This is a genomic window from Mesorhizobium sp. 43Arga, assembly GCF_053714255.1.
In genome coordinates, this window is the sequence record NZ_JBSKBO010000004.1 from 198,188 (window position 1) to 216,268 (window position 18,081).

The 18,081-nt window shown below is 63.8% G+C and carries 14 protein-coding genes; 1 reads left to right on the plus strand and 13 read right to left on the minus strand.

What is annotated here, in order from left to right:
- Positions 1-17: 17 nt before the first annotated feature.
- From ACWGS8_RS16555 to ACWGS8_RS16600, 10 genes are all read right to left on the minus strand, one after another.
- Positions 18-2,060, minus strand: a complete 2,043-nt coding sequence (locus ACWGS8_RS16555) for an ABC transporter ATP-binding protein (protein ID WP_454581937.1) — start codon at positions 2,058-2,060, stop codon at positions 18-20.
- Complete coding sequence (locus ACWGS8_RS16560; protein ID WP_454581938.1) at positions 2,053-2,931, minus strand: ABC transporter permease; 879 nt, start codon at positions 2,929-2,931, stop codon at positions 2,053-2,055. Before ACWGS8_RS16560 ends, ACWGS8_RS16555 begins: the two co-directional genes overlap by 8 nt.
- On the minus strand, positions 2,928-3,881 hold the full coding sequence (locus tag ACWGS8_RS16565; RefSeq protein WP_454582204.1) for an ABC transporter permease: 954 nt from the start codon (positions 3,879-3,881) through the stop codon (positions 2,928-2,930). The genes ACWGS8_RS16560 and ACWGS8_RS16565 overlap by 4 nt, the downstream gene beginning before the upstream one ends.
- A 72-nt stretch (positions 3,882-3,953) precedes the next feature.
- A complete protein-coding gene (locus ACWGS8_RS16570) occupies positions 3,954-5,618 on the minus strand; it encodes an ABC transporter substrate-binding protein (protein WP_454581939.1) in 1,665 nt (554 codons plus the stop codon).
- A 265-nt stretch (positions 5,619-5,883) separates the two neighbouring features.
- Positions 5,884-7,068 carry a mandelate racemase/muconate lactonizing enzyme family protein gene (locus ACWGS8_RS16575; protein ID WP_454581940.1) on the minus strand — a complete coding sequence of 395 codons (1,185 nt, stop codon included), beginning with the start codon at positions 7,066-7,068 and terminating at the stop codon, positions 5,884-5,886.
- A gap of 1 nt (position 7,069) precedes the next feature.
- The gene (locus tag ACWGS8_RS16580) at positions 7,070-8,173 is read right to left on the minus strand and encodes a mandelate racemase/muconate lactonizing enzyme family protein (RefSeq protein WP_454581941.1); all 1,104 of its coding nucleotides are present in this window, start codon (positions 8,171-8,173) and stop codon (positions 7,070-7,072) included.
- 36 nt (positions 8,174-8,209) lie between these two features.
- Positions 8,210-8,902, minus strand: coding sequence for a GntR family transcriptional regulator (locus tag ACWGS8_RS16585; protein ID WP_454581942.1), 693 nt, complete (start codon positions 8,900-8,902; stop codon positions 8,210-8,212).
- A 269-nt stretch (positions 8,903-9,171) separates the two neighbouring features.
- Positions 9,172-10,326, minus strand: a complete 1,155-nt coding sequence (locus ACWGS8_RS16590) for an efflux RND transporter periplasmic adaptor subunit (RefSeq protein WP_454581943.1) — start codon at positions 10,324-10,326, stop codon at positions 9,172-9,174.
- A 15-nt stretch (positions 10,327-10,341) separates the two neighbouring features.
- On the minus strand, positions 10,342-13,518 hold the full coding sequence (locus tag ACWGS8_RS16595; protein WP_454581944.1) for an efflux RND transporter permease subunit: 3,177 nt from the start codon (positions 13,516-13,518) through the stop codon (positions 10,342-10,344).
- Positions 13,512-13,763: a hypothetical protein gene (locus tag ACWGS8_RS16600; RefSeq protein WP_454581945.1), complete on the minus strand. Its 252-nt coding sequence runs from the start codon at positions 13,761-13,763 to the stop codon at positions 13,512-13,514. Before ACWGS8_RS16600 ends, ACWGS8_RS16595 begins: the two co-directional genes overlap by 7 nt.
- A 244-nt stretch (positions 13,764-14,007) precedes the next feature.
- Here ACWGS8_RS16600 and ACWGS8_RS16605 point away from each other — a divergent pair, with 244 nt between their 5' ends.
- Positions 14,008-14,598, plus strand: a complete 591-nt coding sequence (locus ACWGS8_RS16605) for a TetR/AcrR family transcriptional regulator (RefSeq protein ID WP_454581946.1) — start codon at positions 14,008-14,010, stop codon at positions 14,596-14,598.
- Between the two features lie 434 nt (positions 14,599-15,032).
- Here ACWGS8_RS16605 and ACWGS8_RS16610 read toward each other — a convergent pair whose 3' ends face one another.
- From ACWGS8_RS16610 to ACWGS8_RS16620, 3 genes are all read right to left on the minus strand, one after another.
- Positions 15,033-16,055 (minus strand): LacI family DNA-binding transcriptional regulator, encoded by a 1,023-nt coding sequence (locus tag ACWGS8_RS16610; protein ID WP_454581947.1) that lies wholly within the window; start codon positions 16,053-16,055, stop codon positions 15,033-15,035.
- 137 nt (positions 16,056-16,192) lie between these two features.
- Positions 16,193-16,984, minus strand: a complete 792-nt coding sequence (locus tag ACWGS8_RS16615; protein WP_454581948.1) for an ATP-binding cassette domain-containing protein — start codon at positions 16,982-16,984, stop codon at positions 16,193-16,195.
- A gap of 3 nt (positions 16,985-16,987) precedes the next feature.
- On the minus strand, positions 16,988-17,974 hold the full coding sequence (locus ACWGS8_RS16620; RefSeq protein WP_454581949.1) for an ABC transporter permease: 987 nt from the start codon (positions 17,972-17,974) through the stop codon (positions 16,988-16,990).
- Positions 17,975-18,081 lie beyond the last annotated feature (107 nt).

Here is an 18,081-nt window from a genome sequence, read left to right on the forward strand (position 1 = left end):
CGGCCGGCGATGCCTTGCTATGCCGGTTCGGTCACGGCTGCCTTCTGCAGCCTGGCAAGTTCCGGGTAGGGGATATGGCAGCGGATCGAATGGCCGGGCTGCGCCTCGGCCAGCAGCGGCTCCTGCTGCTCGCAGATCGGGCCGATCTTGCGCGGGCAGCGTGTGTTGAAGACGCAGCCCGGGGGCGGGTTGGTGGCGCTGGGGATCTCGCCGTCGAGCCGGATGCGCTCCGTCTCGGTCTGGTCGAGCTTGGGCACGGCCGACAGTAGTGCTTCTGTATAGGGATGATGCGGACCGGAGAAGACTTCCTCCGACGGCCCGATCTCCATGATGCAGCCGAGATAGAGCACGGCGATCTTGTCGGAGAGGTAACGCACCACGCCTAGGTCGTGCGAGATGAAGATGTAGCTGACGTCCTCCTTGGATTGCAGGTCGGCGAGCAGGTTGAGGATCGCCGCCTGCACGGAGACGTCGAGCGCCGAGGTCGGCTCGTCGCAGACGACGATGCGCGGATCGCCGGCGAAGGCGCGCGCAATGGCGACGCGCTGCCTCAGGCCGCCTGACAGCTGGCGCGGCTTGACGGCCAGATGCCGGTCGGTGAGGCGCACCGAGCGGACGAGGTCGTCGAGGCGCGCCTCCTGCGCCTTGCCGGAGAGGCCGGCCAGCCGCTTCAAGGCGCGGCCGAGAATGTGGCGGATCGAATGCGAGCGGTTGAGCGCGGAGTCCGGGTTCTGGAAGACGATCTGCATCGCCTTGACCTGGTCGTCGCCACGGTTCTCCAGCTTCGGCGCCAGCGCCTTGCCCTCGAGTTCGATGGTGCCGCCGTCATCGGGCGGCACCAGGCCGAGCAGCAGCCTGGCGAAGGTGGTCTTGCCGCTGCCGGATTCGCCGACCAGCCCCAGCGTCTCGCCGGGCCTGAGATCAAGCGAGACATCCTTGACGGCACGCAACGGATGGCCGTGGCTGGCATAGGTCTTGTTCAGCCCGGCGACGCGCAGCACTGGGGCGGTTGCCGGCTTGGGCGCCGTCGCAACATCGCTTGGTGTGGCGCGCGGCAGGGCCTGCGCTTTGTCGTGATGGAAGCAGCGCGACAGGCGCCTGCCGCGCTCGTCGCTCAGATCATAGAGCGGCGGCAATTCGGTGCGGCAGCGATTGTCGGCAAGCGCACAGCGGTCGGCAAAGGCACAACCCTTGATGTCGGCACCTATGCCGGGCAGGAAGCCCGGGATGGTGTCGAGCCGGCCCTGGTCCTTGCGCTGGCCGCCGCGTGGCAGGCAGCGCAGGAGCGCGACCGTATAGGGATGGCGCGGATCGTTGAAGACGACATCCGTCGGGCCTTCCTCGACCAGCATGCCGGCATAAAGCACGCCGACGCGGTCGCACATGTTGGAGACGACGGCGAGGTTGTGGCTGATGAACAGGATCGAGGCCGAGAGCTCTTGCCTGAGCTGCGCGATCAGGTCGAGCACCTCGGCTTCGACCGTTGCATCGAGCCCGGTGGTCGGCTCGTCGAGGATCAGCATCGAAGGATCGTTGGCCAGCGCCATGGCGATCGCCACGCGCTGCTGCATGCCGCCTGAGAGCTGGTGCGGATAGCGCTGCATGACGCTTGGCGGATCGGAGATGCGCACGCGGTTGAGCATGGCGATGGCGCGATCGGTCGCCGCTTGGCCCGTTACGCCGCCAAGCTCGAAGATTTCGGTCAGTTGCCGGCGGATGCGGATCGACGGGTTCAGCGCCTTGCCGGGGTCCTGATAGACCATCGAGACGCTTTCGGCGCGGGCGCGCCGCAAGGCCTCGGCATCGAGCTTCATGACGTCCTGGCCGTCGAGCGAGATCGCGCCGCCCGATATCGAGCCGTTCCTTGGCAGATAGCGCACGACGGTGAGCGCCACGGTGGATTTGCCGCAGCCGGATTCGCCGACCAGCCCATAGGCCTCGCCCTGCCTGATGTTGAGGCTGAGGTTGCGCAGCACGGCGCGGTTGCGTCCGGCCACCCTGTAGGCGACCGACAGATCGGTGAGTTCGAGGGCGTTTTCAGCTTTTGCGGAACTAGTCATTGAGCGCTCCATGAACGCCGTCGGCCACAAGGTTGACACCGATCACCAGCGAGGCGATGGCGAGCGCGTCGAAGAGCACCGTCCACCAGAAGCCGCCCCCGATCATGCCGTAATTCGAGGAGATCGATAGCCCCCAGTCGGGTGAGGGCGGCTGGATGCCGAAGCCCATGAAGGAGAGCGTGGCGACCGCGAAGATGGCGTAGCCCAGCCGCACGGTGGTCTCGACCAGGATCGGCGGGATGACGTTGGGCAGGATCTCGACGAACATCGTGTGGAAGGCGCTCTCATGCCTCAGCTGCGCGGCGGCGACATAATCGAGTTCGCGTTCGGCCAGCACCGCCGAGCGCACGGTGCGCGCAATGATCGGCGCGAAGCTCAAGCCGATGACGACGATGACGGTGGCCTTGGATGTGCCGAGCGCGACGATGGCGAGCAGCGCGACGATGACCACGGGGATGGCCATGAAGGCTTCGAGGATGCGGCTGACGACGTCGTCGACGATGCCGCGGAAATAACCGGTGAGCAGGCCGAGTGCCGTGCCGGCAACCGTCGCCAGCAAGGTTGCCAGCGGGGCGACGGTGAGGATATCGCGGGAGCCGACGATGACGCGCGAGAAGACGTCGCGGCCGATCTGGTCGGTGCCGAACCAGTGTTCGGACGAAGGCGGGGCCAGCGCGTTGATGATGTCATCGGCGAGTGGATCGTAGGGTGCGAAGTGCTCGCCGAACAGCGCGCAGGCGACCCAGAACAACACGATGAACAGACCGACAAGGAAGGTCCGCGAGCGCATGAGCGAGAAGAAGACTTCCGCCAGGGGACTGCGCCGGCGTGTATCGTCCTGCGGGGGAGAGGTGGTCTGGAGGGCGCTCATTGGTCTGACCCCAGCCGGATGCGCGGATTGAGCACGGAATAGAGGAAGTCAGCGATCAATGTCGCCACGGCATAGACGATGCCGATGGTGAGGATGCCGGATTCCAGCATCGGAAAGTCCTTGCCGCGCGCGGCGGTGAAGATCAGCGAGCCAATGCCCTGGTAGCGAAACAGCGTCTCGATCACCACCAGGCCGCCGATGAGATAGCCGGTCTGGGTGGCGATGACGGTGATGGTCGGCAGCAGCGCATTGCGCAGCACATGGCGCCAGATCACCGTGCGCCAGGGCAGGCCCTTGAGCACCGCCGTTCGAGTATAATCGGAATCGAGCGCCTCGATCATGCCGGAGCGCGCCATGCGCGCTATATAGCCGAACAGCACCAGGAACAGCGGCAGCGACGGCAGGATCAGATAGTAGAGCTGGGTAAAGAAGCCGGCGTTCTTCGGCCATGCCGCCGATATCGGCAGCCAGCGCAGCCACACGCCGAAGATCAGGATCAGGATGATGCCGGTGACGAACTCCGGCAGCACCGTCACCGACAGGCCGCCAAGGCTGATGATGCGATCGAGCGGGCGATTGAGGTTGAGTGCCGCCACGACTCCGCCCAGAATGCCGATCGGCACCACTAGCACGAAGGCGACTGTGGCCAGCTTCATCGAATTGCCCAAGGCATCGATGACAAACGGCGCCACCGGCGAGCGGAAAATGTAGGACGTGCCCATGTCGCCGCGGACAAAACTCCAGATCCACGTCGCATACTGGGTGAGCAGCGGGCGATCGACGCCCAGCGTATGATTGAGCGCGTCGACGGCGCGCTGGTCGGCAAACGGCCCCAAGATCGCGCGCCCGACATTGCCGGGCAGCACCTGGCCGCCCAGGAACACCATGATGCTGAGCAGGAACAATGTAACCAGCGACAGCGACACACGCCGTGCAAAGAAGGAGAGAATGGCTAAGACTCCTTGTGGAGCCAGCTCCCGCGCGGGAGCTGGCTGTTAGAGGATTGGCTTTCCCTTTTCGTTTTAGGCCTTCGATGCCTTTTCGAGGAACAGCTGCGACATGGCGGTCGGCTGCACGCCGGCCACGCCTTTCGCTGTCGCCGTCAGGTAGTCGTAGAAGTAGCCGAAGATGACGGGCGTTTCCTCGAGCAGCAGCTTCTGGATCTTGCCCGCCGTTGCCTTTTGCGCCTCGAGGTCGAGCGCGGCGATATAGCTGTTCGCCAGCGTGTCGTAGTCCTTGTTCTTGAAGTGCGCGGCGTTCCAGGTGCCGTCGCTCTTCAGCGGGGCGGCGAGATAGACATTCGGCACGCCGCGGTGGCCGTAATCGGTGATGCCCATCACCGAATCCAGCCAGTTCGATTTGCCGAACACCGCGTCGCCGTAATAGGCGCCCTGGTCGAGGATGTTGAGCTCTAGCTCGATGCCGATCTCCTTGACCCAGTTCTGGATCAGCTGGGCGTATTCGGGAATTTCCAGGTAGCGCTCGGTGGTCAGCGTCACCTTGAAACCCTTGCCGGCGCCGGCCGCCTCCATCAACTGCTTGGCCTGCGCGATGTCCTGCTTGCGCTGTGGCACGCTCGCATCGGTCGAAGGATAGGCAGGCGCGAACGGGCTGTCATTGCCGGCCGAAGCGCGGCCCTTCATCAGGCCGGCGACCAGCTTGTCGCGATCGAGGCTGAGCGCGATGGCGCGGCGCACGCGTGGGTCCTTGAACGGATCGGAATCGCAGCGCAGATGCAATTGCTGGTGCGCGACCGATTTCAGACTGATGATGTCGACGCTCGGATCATTGAGGAGCGCGACGCCCGCGAGCACCGGCATCTGGTTGATGATGTCGATCTGTCCGCCCTGCAGCGCCAGGATCTGCGGCTGCATGTCGGCGAAGAAGGTAAACTCGGTGCGCTCCGGCAGCGCCTTTTCGCCCCAATAGTCCTCGTTGCGGACGAATGAGGCGCCGACCTTGGCCGTGTATTTTTCGATCTTGAACGCCCCGGTGCCGTCGAAGCTTTTCTCGTAATCGCCCTTGTAGCTCGCCGGGATGATGACGGCGTTGTAGTTGTCCGACGACACCATGTAGGGGAAGTTGCCGTTCGGCGCGTCGAGATGGAATTCCACCGTATAGTCGTCGACCTTCTTGGTGGCGCCCTTCTGCAGGATGCCGGTGAACACCGACAGCGCGTTGGACGAGTTTGCCGGGTCGGCGAGGCGGTCAATGCTGGCGACGACGTCGTCGGCCTTCATCTCGCCGCCGGAGTGGAATTTCACGCCCTTGCGCAGCTTGAAGGTCCACACCGTGCCGTTGTCGTTCGGCTTCCAGCTTTCGGCCAGTGCCGGCTTGAGCACCAGGTCGGGGCCGTCGACGCAGAGGAATTCGGCAACCTGCTGCATGATCAGCAGGCCGCCGGCATCGGCGATGGTGACCGGGTCGATGGTTGCCGCCGGCACGCTGCTGCCGACGCGGATGGTCGCGCCGGGCGCGCCCTGGGCGCGGGCGAGCGACGGCATGCCACCGAAGCCGGCGGCCGTGGTGATGCCGCCCAGAAGCGGCAGCGACAGGCCGAGCAGGCTGCCGTGGCGAATGAAGTCACGGCGGCTGACACGGCCGTCGACGAGACCGTCGATGAGATGGTTTTCGAGCGGCGAGCGATTGCGCCGGATCAGATCGAGAATGCGGTAATTCTTGCTCATGGGTTTAACCCTTTCCCCTTGTTTCTTATGGCTGAAGAATGCACTTCGAGTTGACGTAATTCCGAGGAGTTCTCCTTGTCCCGGCCGTCAACGAAGTCGTTCGACCGGACTGTAGCATGCTGCCTTTTCTGGTCCATCCGATCCGTGCGACGCAGGGTTCAGATTTTCTTGAGGCCACGCTTTCACCCGTCAGGTCTTGCCGTGGCGATCCAAATTGCTGCGGCGGACCCACGTTGTTGGCTAGTCTCCTTTCCTTCCGGTTCTCCTAGTTCAGCGGCAGGCGGCGATATGTTCCGGGCTTCGCCGGATCATGATATTTGTTGCACGGGCCGTTCTCGGCGAAATCGCGATGGCAGGCCGCGAGGTTTTTCCGCGACAAGGTGACGCCGAGGCCGGGCCCTTCCGGCACGCGCACGACGTTGTTCTTCGGCGAGAATGGCCCTTCCTCGGTGATGTCCATGGGCTGCATGCGAAACAGCGACTGGTTCGGCTCCCGGATCCAGCCGAGCGCCGCGCAAAGATGCAGATAGGCCGCGCTGCCGATGCCGCTGTCGCCGCTGTAGCACCAGAAATCGACACCCGCGTGCTCGCAGGCGCCGACGAAACGCAGCAGGCGGCCGATGCCGCCGTGCGTCGTCGGATTGCCGACGAAGGCATCGGGAACCTTGAGGTCCATGGCGCGCGCAATGTCGATGTTGTGGGTCGAGAACGGGATCGAGCAATGCCGCCGCAACTGCCGCATCTCCTCGATCGTCGCCACCGGATCCTCCCAGTTGCGCACGCCGAGCTCTTCCAGTGGCCGCGCCAGCCGCCGCGCCGTCGCCAGCGAATAGGCCTGGTTGGAATCGATGCGGATCATCGCCTTGTCGCCGAGCCTTTCGCGGATCAGCTCGACCATTCTGAGCGAGACTTTCGGGTCTTCGGTCGAAAATTTGCCTTCGAAGAAGGTCGTGCCATGCGTCTCGTGCAGTTCGACGCAATAGTCGGCGACTTCTTCCGGCGTCGTCTCGCCCTTCACCTTGGGCCCGTCGCCGCGCAGTGAAAAATAGTCGGTGAACGGGATGTCCTTGCGCACCGCACCGCCGAGCAACTGGTAGAGCGGCTGCTTCCACGCCTTGCCGCGCAGGTCCCACAGCGCCATCTCGATCGCGCCGAAGGCCATGATGCGGGTGCGGTCGTTGATCGACTGCACGCCGGTCCAGTAGGGCAGGCAGACATGCTCGGCGCCGGCGATGTCGAAGGCATCGCGCCCGACCAGGCGCGCCGCCAACACATCATTGATGATCGCGGCCGCCGCCGGCGTCGGCGCTTCGCCAAGGCCGATCAGCCCATCCTCGGTCTCGACCTCGACAATGGTCTGCGAAAACCCGTCGAGCTCGCCGAACACCCACCCATAGGGCGCTTCGAGACGAAGATTGATCGGCGTGGCCATGATGGCGCGGATCTTCATCTCAGCCGATCTCGAAGAAAGGCTGGCCGAGCAGGCTCGGGTCCACGTCGATGCCGAGGCCGGGTCCGTCCGGAATGCCCATATGGCTGCCGGTGACAGGCGGGGCGTTGAAGGCCGTGCGCACCGTCACCCATTCATGGAAGGCAATGGCATGCAATCGCCGCTCTTGCGGCGTGGACAGCGACAGATGCGCCATCGCCGCTGTGTCGATTTCTGCGCCGCCCGTGTCTTCGACAGTGATCATGAAGCCAAGGTCGACGGCAACGTCGCGGATCTGCCGGGTCCTGGTCACGCCGCCCAGCCGCGAGATCTTCAGCGTCAGCCCGTCGGCCGCGCCCAGGCGGTGAATCTCCAGCATCTCTTCCAGCGAGGTGACGGATTCGTCGAGCACCATCGGCTTGTCGAGCATGCGGCGCACCGACATGTTCTCCTCGATCGTCGTGCAGGGCTGCTCGAACGTGTAGTCGATGCCGCGCGTGGCATCGGCGAACTGCCGTGCCTGATAGGGTGTCCAGCCGGCATTGGCGTCGCAGAAAATCACCGTACCTTTCGGCACGGCCGAGGCGACTGTCGTTACCCGCTCGATGTCGTCGTACACATTGCCGCCGACCTTGACCTGCAGGCGGCGACAGCCCTCCGCGATGATCCTTTTTGCCAGCGCCGCCATCTGATCGAGCGTGCCGTGGGTGACGACCCGGTAGGTCTCCGCCATATCGCTCTCGCGGCCGCCGAGCAGCGTCACCAGCGGCACGTCGGCGGCACGCGCGGCGAGGTCCCAGCAGGCCATGTCGAGCGCCGACTTGATGTAGGGATGGCCCTTGAATACCGTGTCCATCAGCCGGCCAATACTGGCCAGGCCGCGCGGATCGTGGCCGATGAGATGCGGAGCGATTTCCGGCACACCCGCGCGCGTTCCCGCCGGAAACGCCGCCGAGTAGAAATTGCCGAGCGGCGCCATCTCGCCCCAGCCGGTCAGGCCGCTGTCGGCCGTGATGGCGACGATCACCGCGTCGAAGGCGTCGGCCTGGCGTCCCTTGGACATGCGGTAGGGGCCGTCCACGAAGGGCTGTACGACATGGTAGGCTTTGATGGATTTGATCTGCACTCTGTCTGTCCGCTGGCTGCGATGTCTGGGAATTGGTCAGGCGCCCTTGGACGGGCGCTGTTCGAGGCTGCGCGCATAGGCGAGCAACTGCTCGAAGTCGAGATTGATATGTTCGCGTGCATGACGCTGGGCAGCGCGCATATCGGCCCCCTTCATCAGTTGCACGTAGGTCTCATGGACGTCTTCAGCCGGCACCGGCTCGTTGCGCGCATGCTGGTGCAGCGCGAAATACATTTGCAGCCGGCTGGTCAGCCGCTGCCAGGTTTCCAGCAGCACTGAATTGTCGGCCCATTCGTAGATCAGTCCGTGCAGCTGCAGCGCGGTCTCGATCTGACGCGTGGTGTCGATAGCCCGCGTCGCCTGCTTCACCGCTTCGTGGCGCCGGTCAAGTTCATCGAAGAAACGCTTGTCGCGTTGTGGCCATGTCCGCTCGATGGCGAACTCGTCCAGCACCTGGTTGAGCGAATAGGCGTCGTCGATGTCCTTGGCGGTGACGTCGATGACGAAGGTGCCGGCATAGGGAATGCTGGTCAGGATGCCTTCCTGCACCAGCTCGCGCATCGCCTCGCGCAGCGGCGCGCGGCTGACCCGCATCTGTTCGGAGATTCTGAGCTCGTTGAGTTTCTGGCCTGGTTGCAGCTGCCCGGTCAGGATGGCGCGCCGCAGCAGCGCGACGATTTCGGCGCGACGCGTCGTATCTGCAATCGGGCTGAAATCCGTCGTCACCATCCGGCCCACTCCAGCGAGTACGTTAGCCAAGACAATCAGATTGTCGACAATCTAACAAGACGGCATTTTCGGATTTTTCATCGCCACCGGCGCCTGATCGCGCTGTCATCGGTCCCGGTGCGCCTCGGTCATCCATATTGCGCCTTCATGCCGCCGGCCAAGGCCGACCGCGCCGATGTCGCCGCTCTTGTCGGCCTGCTTGTGAATACGGCGCCCACGACCCGTGGGTAGGTCGAGGGCGCCGCGCGGAAACCGGGCCTGCGGGGGTGTCAGGTAGCCGGTTTCTGTGGCAGTGGCGAGATCGGCATTCCCGGTCCGATCTTCTGCAGATTGCCTGTTATGACCTGGTCGCCTTCGGAGACACCGCTCAAGATAGCTACAAGGTCGCCGCTGGTCGGGCCGAGCGAAACCAGCCGCTGGTCGACCGTATTTCCCTTGCCGACGACGTAGAGATATTTGCCGAGCTGGCTCGAACCCAACGCCGTCTGCGGCACCATCAGCGCGTCGGGCTGTTGCCTGATATGCAGCCGCACGCGGACATACTGGCCAGGTATGAGCGTGAATTTCGCATTGCCGATGGTGGCGCGTGCGGTGATGGTGCCGGTCGAGTGGTCGACCGTGTTGTCGATGAAGGTGAGTTCGCCCCTCTGGCTGGTCTCGGTCTGACCCGGCAGCAGGACTTCGACATCAACCGGGCCGGCCGCGCGGGCCTGCTCGATCTCGGCCAGATCCGTCTCGCTCGGATTGAAGGTGACATAGATCGGGTCGAGCTGCACCAGCGTGTTGAGCACCGTGCCGGCGACGCTGACCAGCGTTCCGACCGAAGCCTGGTTGCGGCCCAGGCGGCCGGTGAACGGAGCATGGATTTGCGAGTAACTCAGATTGAGTTCCGCCGTGCGCACCGCGGCTTGATTGAGCGCCAGCGATGCCTGCGCTTCGCGCAAGGTGCTGGTGCGCTGGTCGAAGCTGTCCTTGGCCAGATAGCCGCTCTTGGCGAGCTCGGTGCCGCGGCCGAGGTTGGACTGGGCATAGTCGAGCGTCGCCGTATCGCGCTGGACCTGCGCTTTCGCCTGGTCGAGCGCGGCCTGGAAGTCGTCAGGCGAGATCTTATAGAGAAGGTCGCCTTGCCGCACATCCGCGCCGTCTTGCGCCGTCTGTTCCTGCAAATAGCCGGGCACGCGTGCCTGCAGCGTGATGCTGCGGATAGGCTCGATGCGGGCGGCATAGTCGAGATAGATCGGGATCGTCTTCTTGACGACATTTGCGACTGGCACCGGCATGACGAATGCCGCCGGAGCGGGCGTTGCCGCACCGGCCGTGCCGTTGCTCAGCCTGAGATTGCCCATATCGAGCAGGTGGACGCTGGCCACCGAGATCGCGCCCAGCGCGACGGCCGTTCCCAAAGCGATTTTCCATTTACGCATAATATTTCTCCAATCTTATTCGGCCGCTTCCGCCAAGGGAGGGAAGGCGGGTTCGGCAGTTGGTTCAGTATGCTTGGAGGCGGGTTCGCCGCTTTCGCGGCGCTCCCGCAACTGTTCGATGACCGCGTAGAAGACCGGCACGAACACCAGCGACAGGATGGTCGCGGCGACCATGCCGCCAAAGACGGTGGTGCCTATCGACTGGCGGCTTGCGGCCCCGGCGCCGGTCGCGAACATCAGCGGCAGCACGCCGAGGATGAAAGCGAAGGCCGTCATCAGGATCGGCCGGAGTCTCAGCCGCGCGGCTTCCATCGCGGCCTCGACGATGCTGAGACCCTCCTCGCGTCGCCGCCTGGCGAACTCGACGATCAGGATCGCGTTCTTGGCCGCCAGGCCGATCAGCATGACGAAGCCGATCTGCGAGTAGACGTCGATCTGCATGCCACGCATCAACAGCGCCGCGAACGCGCCGAACAAGGCCAATGGCACCGCCAGCAGCACCATGAACGGCATCGCCCAGCTTTCATACTGCGCCGCCAGGATCAGGAAGACGAAGACGATGGCGAGGCCGAAGACGACGGACGCGATCGATCCTGCCTTGAGCTCCTGGAAGGTGATGCCGGTCCATTCGAAACCGAAATCCCTGGGGAGAGCGGTGGCCGCCGCCCGTTCCATGGCTGCGACCGCCTGGCCCGAGGAAAAGCCCGGCGCGGCGCCGCCATTGATCGAGGCCGACGCGTTGTTGTTGTAGTGCGGCACGGTTTCCGGCCCGACGAAGGGCACCAGTCTGCCCAGCGTGCTGAGTGGCACCATGCCGCCGGACGCGTTGCGCACATAGAGCCGTGATATGTCGGCGGCGCCCGCACGTGCATCCTTATCGGCCTGGATGGTCACACGGAAGGTGCGGCCGAACAGGTTGAAGTCATTCACGTAGAGCGAGCCGAGATAGATCTGCAGCGTGTTGAAGACATCGGGCAGGTTGAGGCCGAGAAGCTTGGCCTTGCTGCGGTCGAGGTCGTAGTTGAACTGCGGCGTCGAGGTCGAGAACGGCGAGAACAGCTGCTGCGGATTGATTTCCGGCTGCTTGCGCGCCTCGGCGATCACGGCTTGCGTCGCCTCGTTGAGGGCCGTGCTGCCGCGGCCGGTGAGATCCTCGACGACGAATTCGAAGCCGCCGGTGGTGCCGATGCCCGGGATCGAAGGCGGATCGAAGGAGAGCGCGAAAGCTTCCGGAATCTGCATCAGCTTGCCGCGCACGTCGGCGACGAGCTTCGATGCACTCTGGTCGGGGCCACGCTCTTCCCATGGCTTCAGGATGGCGAACTCGACCGCCGAGTTCGACTGCGCCGCACTGGTCAGGAAGTTCAGGCCGCTGATCGAGCCGACAATGTCGACGCCAGGCGTCGCCTGCAGGATGTCGCGCGCCTTCTGGGCCACTGCGTCGGTGCGCTCAAGCGAGGCACCGTCGGGCAACTGGATGACGACGAAGAAATAGCCCTGGTCCTCGACCGGAAGAAAGGTCGAGGGCAGCTTCTGCCAGACAAAATAAGTGGCGACCAACCCGGCCGCGAACAGGCCGAGCATGATCCAGCGCAGGCGGATGAGGAAGCGCACACCATGGGCGTAGGCATGCGACAGTCTGTCGAAGCCGGTGTTGAACCAGCGGAACAGGAAGAACTGCGGCCCATGGCGATGGCGCAGGAAGGCGGCACTGAGCGCAGGGCTCAGCGTCAGCGAATTGAAGGCCGAGATGCCGACCGAAATCGCCACCGTCAGCGCGAACTGGTTATAGAGTCGCCCCGAAACGCCCGGAATGAAGGCGACCGGCACGAACACGGCCATCAGCACCGCGGTGGTGGCAATGATCGGACCGGTGACTTCTGCCATGGCGGCTTTGGTCGCAGCCAATGGTTTCAGCCCGGCCTCCAATTGTCGTTCGACATTCTCGACCACCACGATGGCGTCGTCGACGACAAGGCCGATCGCCAGCACCATGCCGAGCAGGGAGAGCATGTTGAGCGAGAAGCCCAGCATTTCCATGACGACCAGCGTCGCCACCAGCGACACCGGAATGGCGATGGTCGGGATGATGGTCGTGCGCCAGCTCTGCAGGAAGATGAACACCACGGCGACGACCAGCACCAGCGCTTCGCCGAGCGTGATCAGCACGTCATGCATCGACGCCGAGACGAAGCGCGTCGTGTCGTAATGCATGGCATAGGAGACGCCCTTGGGGAAACGGGCCGACAACTCCTTCATCTTGTCCTTGACGCGCTGCTGGAGGTCGAGCGCGTTGGAGCCGGGCATCTGGTAGACGGCGAGCACGACCGTTGGGTCCTTGCCGAAGAAGGCCGACGACGAATATTGCAGCGCGCCGAGTTCGATGCGCGCAACGTCGCGCAGCCGCACCAGCGAGCCGGTGCCGGTGTTGGCGCGCACGACGATGTCGCCGAATTCCTTCGGGTCGCTCAGGCGTCCGACGGCGTTGACCTGCATCTCGAAGGCGGTGCCGGCAGGCGCCGGTGATTGGCCGATCTTGCCGGCCGCCACCTGGACGTTCTGCTCGGCGATGGCGTTTTGCACGTCGACTGCGGTGATGCCGAGATTGGCAAGCTTGTCCGGATCGAGCCAGACGCGCATCGAATAGCGCCGCTCGCCGAAGATCTGCACGTCGCCGACGCCTTGCAGGCGCTTCAGCGGATCGACGACCTGCAAATAGGCGAGGTTCGACAGCGCCACCGGATCGACTGACTTGTCGGGCGAGGTGAGGTTGACGATGAGCACGAAGTTCGGGTTCTGCTTCTTGATCGTCACGCCGCCCTGATTGACGATCGCCGGCAGCGAGGAGGCCGCCTGCGAGACGCGGTTCTGGACGTCGACGGCGGCGGTGCTGAGCGAATAGCCGACATCGAAGGTGATGGTGATGGTCGAGGAGCCGTCATTGGAGCTCGTCGACGACATGTAGGTCATGCCCTGCACGCCATTGATCTGCTGCTCCAGCGGCGTCGTCACCGTATCGGCTACGACTTGCGCGCTGGCGCCCGGGTAATGAGCGCTGACCACGACCTGGGGCGGCGTGATATCGGGAAACTGCGAGACCGGCAGCAGGAAATAACAAATCGTCCCGGCTAGCACCATGATGATGGCGATCGCTGAGGCGAAGATCGGACGGTGGATGAAGAAGTTCACCATGACACACATGCCTCGCCGGCTGCTCTTGCCCGCCCGAAGGCGCTGGCAAGTCTCGACAACTGGCCGTGCCCGTCACGGGAGGCATCCCGCGAACGCAGCAACGGCACGTCGCGGCGCTGACCATCGGCAAGCGAGCGAAGCATCTTCTCGAAGGCGCGGGGGTCGACCCCATCTGCCTTCATGACCAGCCGGATCATCGGATCCCGGACGGCCTCATCTATGGTAAGATCGCGGCGCTGTGGCATTGGCCGGCTCCTTATCTGTCGATTCGCAGCGCATGCTCGCGAACCGTTTTTCATTTCCTCACCGGCCGGAGCCGCATGATTGGCAGTTTCTCGTCCGTCTCATCTGGCAGGACCAGTTCACGGCCTTGTTATTGACGACGGGCGACATAGGTGTTACCAGTAAGTAACATTCTGGAAGTTACAGACCGGTAACACCCTAGTCAAGAGGTGGCCGAGGTTTTTTGGAAACGAAAAGGAGATCATGATGACAGACGGCGTCGTGGAGCGATCTCGTCCGCGGGATCGGATCCTGGAGACGGCACGCGACATGTTCCACAGGCACGGCATCAAGGGCGTCGGTGTCGACGCCATCACCGAGGCCGCCGGCACGAACAAGATGACGCTCTACCGTCATTTCGAGTCGAAGGACGAACTGATCGTCGAGTGCCTGCGCGCCAATGCGGCCAAGGCCGGCGCCATGTGGGACGCCTTCGAAGCCGAGTTCCCCGGCGACAAGCTCGCGCAACTGCATGCCTGGGTTCGCAAGGCGGCTGCCATGCTCAATGCCGACGGCCGCGGCTGCGACATGGCCAATGCCGCCGCTGAACTGACCGAGCCGGACCATCCGGCGAGGCTGGTGATCAAGGAACTCAAGGAAGCCCAGCGCGAGCGCCTTGTGGCGCTATGCCGAGGTGCGGGCATCGGTCAGGCCGAACTGCTTGCCGATACGCTGTCGCTGCTGTTCGAGGGCGCGCGTGTCAGCGTGCAGACCGTGGGCACCGAAGGGCCTAGCACGCAGTTCGTGCGCATGGCCGAAGGGCTGATCGTTTCCTTCCGGGGCGCCGCCGCCGGTTGAAATCCGCCGCGACTGTTGGCGATTTGCCGGTCGTATGGCCGAGGCGACGCTTGGAGCTCTTTAGAGCAATTCCAGGAAAAGTGTGAGCGGTTTTCCGTCAGGAATTGCGTCAAAACAAAGAGTTAGAGCGGTTCGCCGCTTCCATGAAACGGTGAAACGCTCTAGTGCGGGCGGCACAGCAATTTCCGATGGCTGAACGAAAAAAGCCCGCTGCCGGGAGGAGGTGGCAGCGGGCTCGATTTCGAATGTGGCGCGGGAGGAGGTGCGCCCCATTCAGCGTCGGCATCGCATCTGGGAGGAGTAGATGGCCGACGACCAGAACTTACGAATTGCCCAATGATTCGGCAACAATGAATTGTGCATAGCAGCTGTGCAGATTTGCCGTGTCAATTATCAGACAAATCCAGGAAACCGGCTTTTCCGAGGCGCCCGCCTTACTGCACCGGCACGTTTTCCCTGAAGATCAGGCGCGGCTCGATGAATTTCCGAGTGAGATAGGGCGCCGATGAGGCGATGGAGCCGAGCAGGCGGATGACCGACTGTTCGGCGATCAGCCTGGCGTTCTGGTCGATGACGACGTCGGCGAGGTCATCGACGAGGTAGCCGCGCGTCTCCTTCGTCAGGTCATGGCAGATGAACACTGGCTTGCGGTTGGGCCGCGCTTCCCGGATCGCTTTCGCAACGCCTGAGCGTCCGGCCCCGATGCAATAGATGCCGAGCAACTCCGGTTCGTTCTGCAGCGCCTTCATGGTCTCGGCGTAACTGGCATCCGGCTCGTCATTGACCTCGACGGCACTGGTCACGGTGAGGTTGGGAAACTCTTCGCCAAGCACGGAGCGAAAGCCCATTTCACGCTCCTCATGACCGCGATAGGAACGCGAACCGACGACCATCGCCAGATGGCCCTCGCGGCCGCCGAGGAAGCGCCCCATCAAAAGCGCCGCCGTCCGGCCTGCCACCCGGTTGTCTATGCCGACATAGGCCGAGCGGGGAGCGGCCGGAATATCGGACACCAGCGTCACCAGGCGGATGCCGGCTTCGACAATGTCGCGCAGGATGTTGCGGGTTCGCGGATGGTCGATGGCGATGACACCGACGCCATTGGCCCTCAGCGACAGGTTTTCCACCGCGCTCTGCAAAGCGTTTGGCGAGATGCCGGCGAGGTTGTGGATCCGGCACGAAGCGACCAGTGGCAGGCGCGATGCATAGTCCTCGATGTGCCTTGCCAGATCCTGCATGAAGGCGTTGCTGCCGATCGGCAGGAAGAATTCGAGGTTCGCGGGCCTCGAGGGAAGCGTCACCTGGTCGGCGACCGGCAGATAGCCGAGTTGCTTGGCGGCTTCCATGACGCGCTGCCGGTTGGCGGCGCTGGCGCCCGGCCTGTTGTTGAGCACCCTGTCGACCGTCGCGGTCGAGAGCCCGCAATTCCTGGCGATGTCGGAGACGGTGGCCTTCATGCCGCAACCCTATGCGCCGATGCGATCGTGCGCCAGACAAGCAATTTCGCAGGCAATGCGATCCGGGGGACGGGTGATCGACACCCATCACCGCGATGCGCGTTTGGCGGCTTCGACGAGGCGGCTTCCGCCCGCCCTCAGTGCGACGGCTTGCCGTCGGCGATGGCGTCGCGGATTTCCTTGTCCGACATGCCGGTGATGATCCGTTCGACTTCCGTCACGGTTGTCTTCTTCGGGTCAATGTCGTCGGCGACCACCTTGCCCCGGCGCATGACGACGATGCGGTCGACCACCTGGAAGACGTGATGGATGTTGTGCGCGATGAAGATGCAGGAATGACCGGAATCGCGGGCGCTGCGCACGAAGCTCAGAACGCCTTGTGTCTCGGCGACGCCGAGATTGTTGGTCGGCTCGTCGAGGATGATGAGGTCGCTGTCGAAATGCATGGCGCGCGCGATGGCCACCGCCTGGCGCTCGCCGCCGGAAAGCGAGCCGATCGGCGTTGTCGGCGGAATGTTCTTCGAAATGCCGACCTGTTTGAGCAGGTCGCGGGCGACGTTGTTCATCGCCTCCTGGTCCATGCGGTTGAGGAAACGCGGCGGCTTGATCGGCTCGCGCCCGAGGAACAAATTGCGGGCGATCGACAATTGCGTGACCAGAGCCGAGTCCTGGTAGATCGTCTCGATGCCCTGCGCGATGGCGTCACTGGTGCTGCGCAAGGTGACCTTCTTGCCGCGGATGAAGATGTCGCCGCTGGTCAGCGGCACCGCGCCCGACAAGACCTTGATCAGCGTCGACTTGCCGGCGCCGTTGTCGCCGAGCAGGCCGACGATCTCGCGCTCGTTGACATGGAAATTGGCATCCTCGAGCGCCTGCACGCGGCCATAGGACTTGCGGATGTTCTGCATGCGGATCAATGGCTCGGCCATCGTTCAAGTCCCTGCCTGGTGCCGGCGTTCCAGCCATGAATGGAGCGCCATCATGCCAAGGATGATCGCGCCGATGAAGATGTTGTAGGCAAGGCCGGGCACGCCGATCAGCACGATGCCGTTGCGCATCACACGCAGGATCAGAATGCCGAGCACGGTGCCGATGATGGTGCCGCGTCCGCCGGTCAACGCCGTGCCGCCGATCACCACCATGGCGATGACTTCGAGCTCGTAGCCGGTGCCGCTGTTGGGATTGGCGGCCGACGTGCGCAGCGATGAGATGACGCCGGCCAGCGAAGCCATGAGCGACGACAGCACGAACAGGCCGATCTTGACGCGGTTGACATTGACGCCGCGGGCGCGCGCCGCGTTGGGATTGCCGCCCGCCGCCTGGATCCAGTTGCCGGTCCGGCTTTGCGTCAGCACGTAGCCGAGCGCGATCGCCGCGGCGATGAACCAGAACAGCGACATGTAGATGCGGAACGGCCCGACGAAGAAGTCGCCGACCAGCGCCTGCGCCAGCCAGCTGCCCTCGGCGCTCCAGGTGCGCTGCGGAAAACCGTCGGTGATGAAAAGCGCACTGCCGCGCACCACGAGCAGCATGCCGAGCGTCACCAGGAAGGACGGAATCTTGAGCTGCGTGACGAACCAGCCATTGACCAGGCCGATCAGAGCGGCAACCACCAGCGCGGCAATGAAGCCCATCTCCAGCGAGGTGACGCCGCTGTTGAACAGCGTCCACATCAGCACGGGCGAGAAGCCGAACAGGGATCCGACGGACAGATCGAATTCGCCTGATGTCATCAGCAGCGTCATCGCCAGCGCGATCAGGCCGAGCTCGACCGTGAAGGCCAGCGTGTTGGAGATGTTCTGCGGCGACAGGAAGTCGTGGTTGAAGCCCCAGAAAACGCCGATCTCGACGACGAGCAGCACGAAGGGACCGAATTCAGGCCGCGCAATCAGGCGTTGGACAAGCGAATGATTTTCCACTGGGAACCCGCGACATGGTTGGAACGGGCCGCGATCTCCACCGCCTCGGATGGATGGTCGCGGCGCAGGAGATATCTGGCGCTGCGTGCCAACTGCGCGCGGCGCCA

Bases quoted from the DNA above. Each gene is read 5' to 3' on its own strand.
- ACWGS8_RS16605 (WP_454581946.1), top strand. From the start codon at position 14,008: ATGACAGACGGCGTCGTGGAGCGATCTCGTCCGCGGGATCGGATCCTG.
- ACWGS8_RS16615 (WP_454581948.1), bottom strand. From the start codon at position 16,984: ATGGCCGAGCCATTGATCCGCATGCAGAACATCCGCAAGTCCTATGGC.
- ACWGS8_RS16560 (WP_454581938.1), bottom strand. From the start codon at position 2,931: ATGAGCGCCCTCCAGACCACCTCTCCCCCGCAGGACGATACACGCCGG.
- ACWGS8_RS16570 (WP_454581939.1), bottom strand. From the start codon at position 5,618: ATGAGCAAGAATTACCGCATTCTCGATCTGATCCGGCGCAATCGCTCG.
- ACWGS8_RS16600 (WP_454581945.1), bottom strand. From the start codon at position 13,763: ATGCCACAGCGCCGCGATCTTACCATAGATGAGGCCGTCCGGGATCCG.
- ACWGS8_RS16575 (WP_454581940.1), bottom strand. From the start codon at position 7,068: ATGAAGATCCGCGCCATCATGGCCACGCCGATCAATCTTCGTCTCGAA.
- ACWGS8_RS16585 (WP_454581942.1), bottom strand. From the start codon at position 8,902: ATGGTGACGACGGATTTCAGCCCGATTGCAGATACGACGCGTCGCGCC.
- ACWGS8_RS16610 (WP_454581947.1), bottom strand. From the start codon at position 16,055: ATGAAGGCCACCGTCTCCGACATCGCCAGGAATTGCGGGCTCTCGACC.
- ACWGS8_RS16555 (WP_454581937.1), bottom strand. From the start codon at position 2,060: ATGACTAGTTCCGCAAAAGCTGAAAACGCCCTCGAACTCACCGATCTG.
- ACWGS8_RS16595 (WP_454581944.1), bottom strand. From the start codon at position 13,518: ATGGTGAACTTCTTCATCCACCGTCCGATCTTCGCCTCAGCGATCGCC.
- ACWGS8_RS16590 (WP_454581943.1), bottom strand. From the start codon at position 10,326: ATGCGTAAATGGAAAATCGCTTTGGGAACGGCCGTCGCGCTGGGCGCG.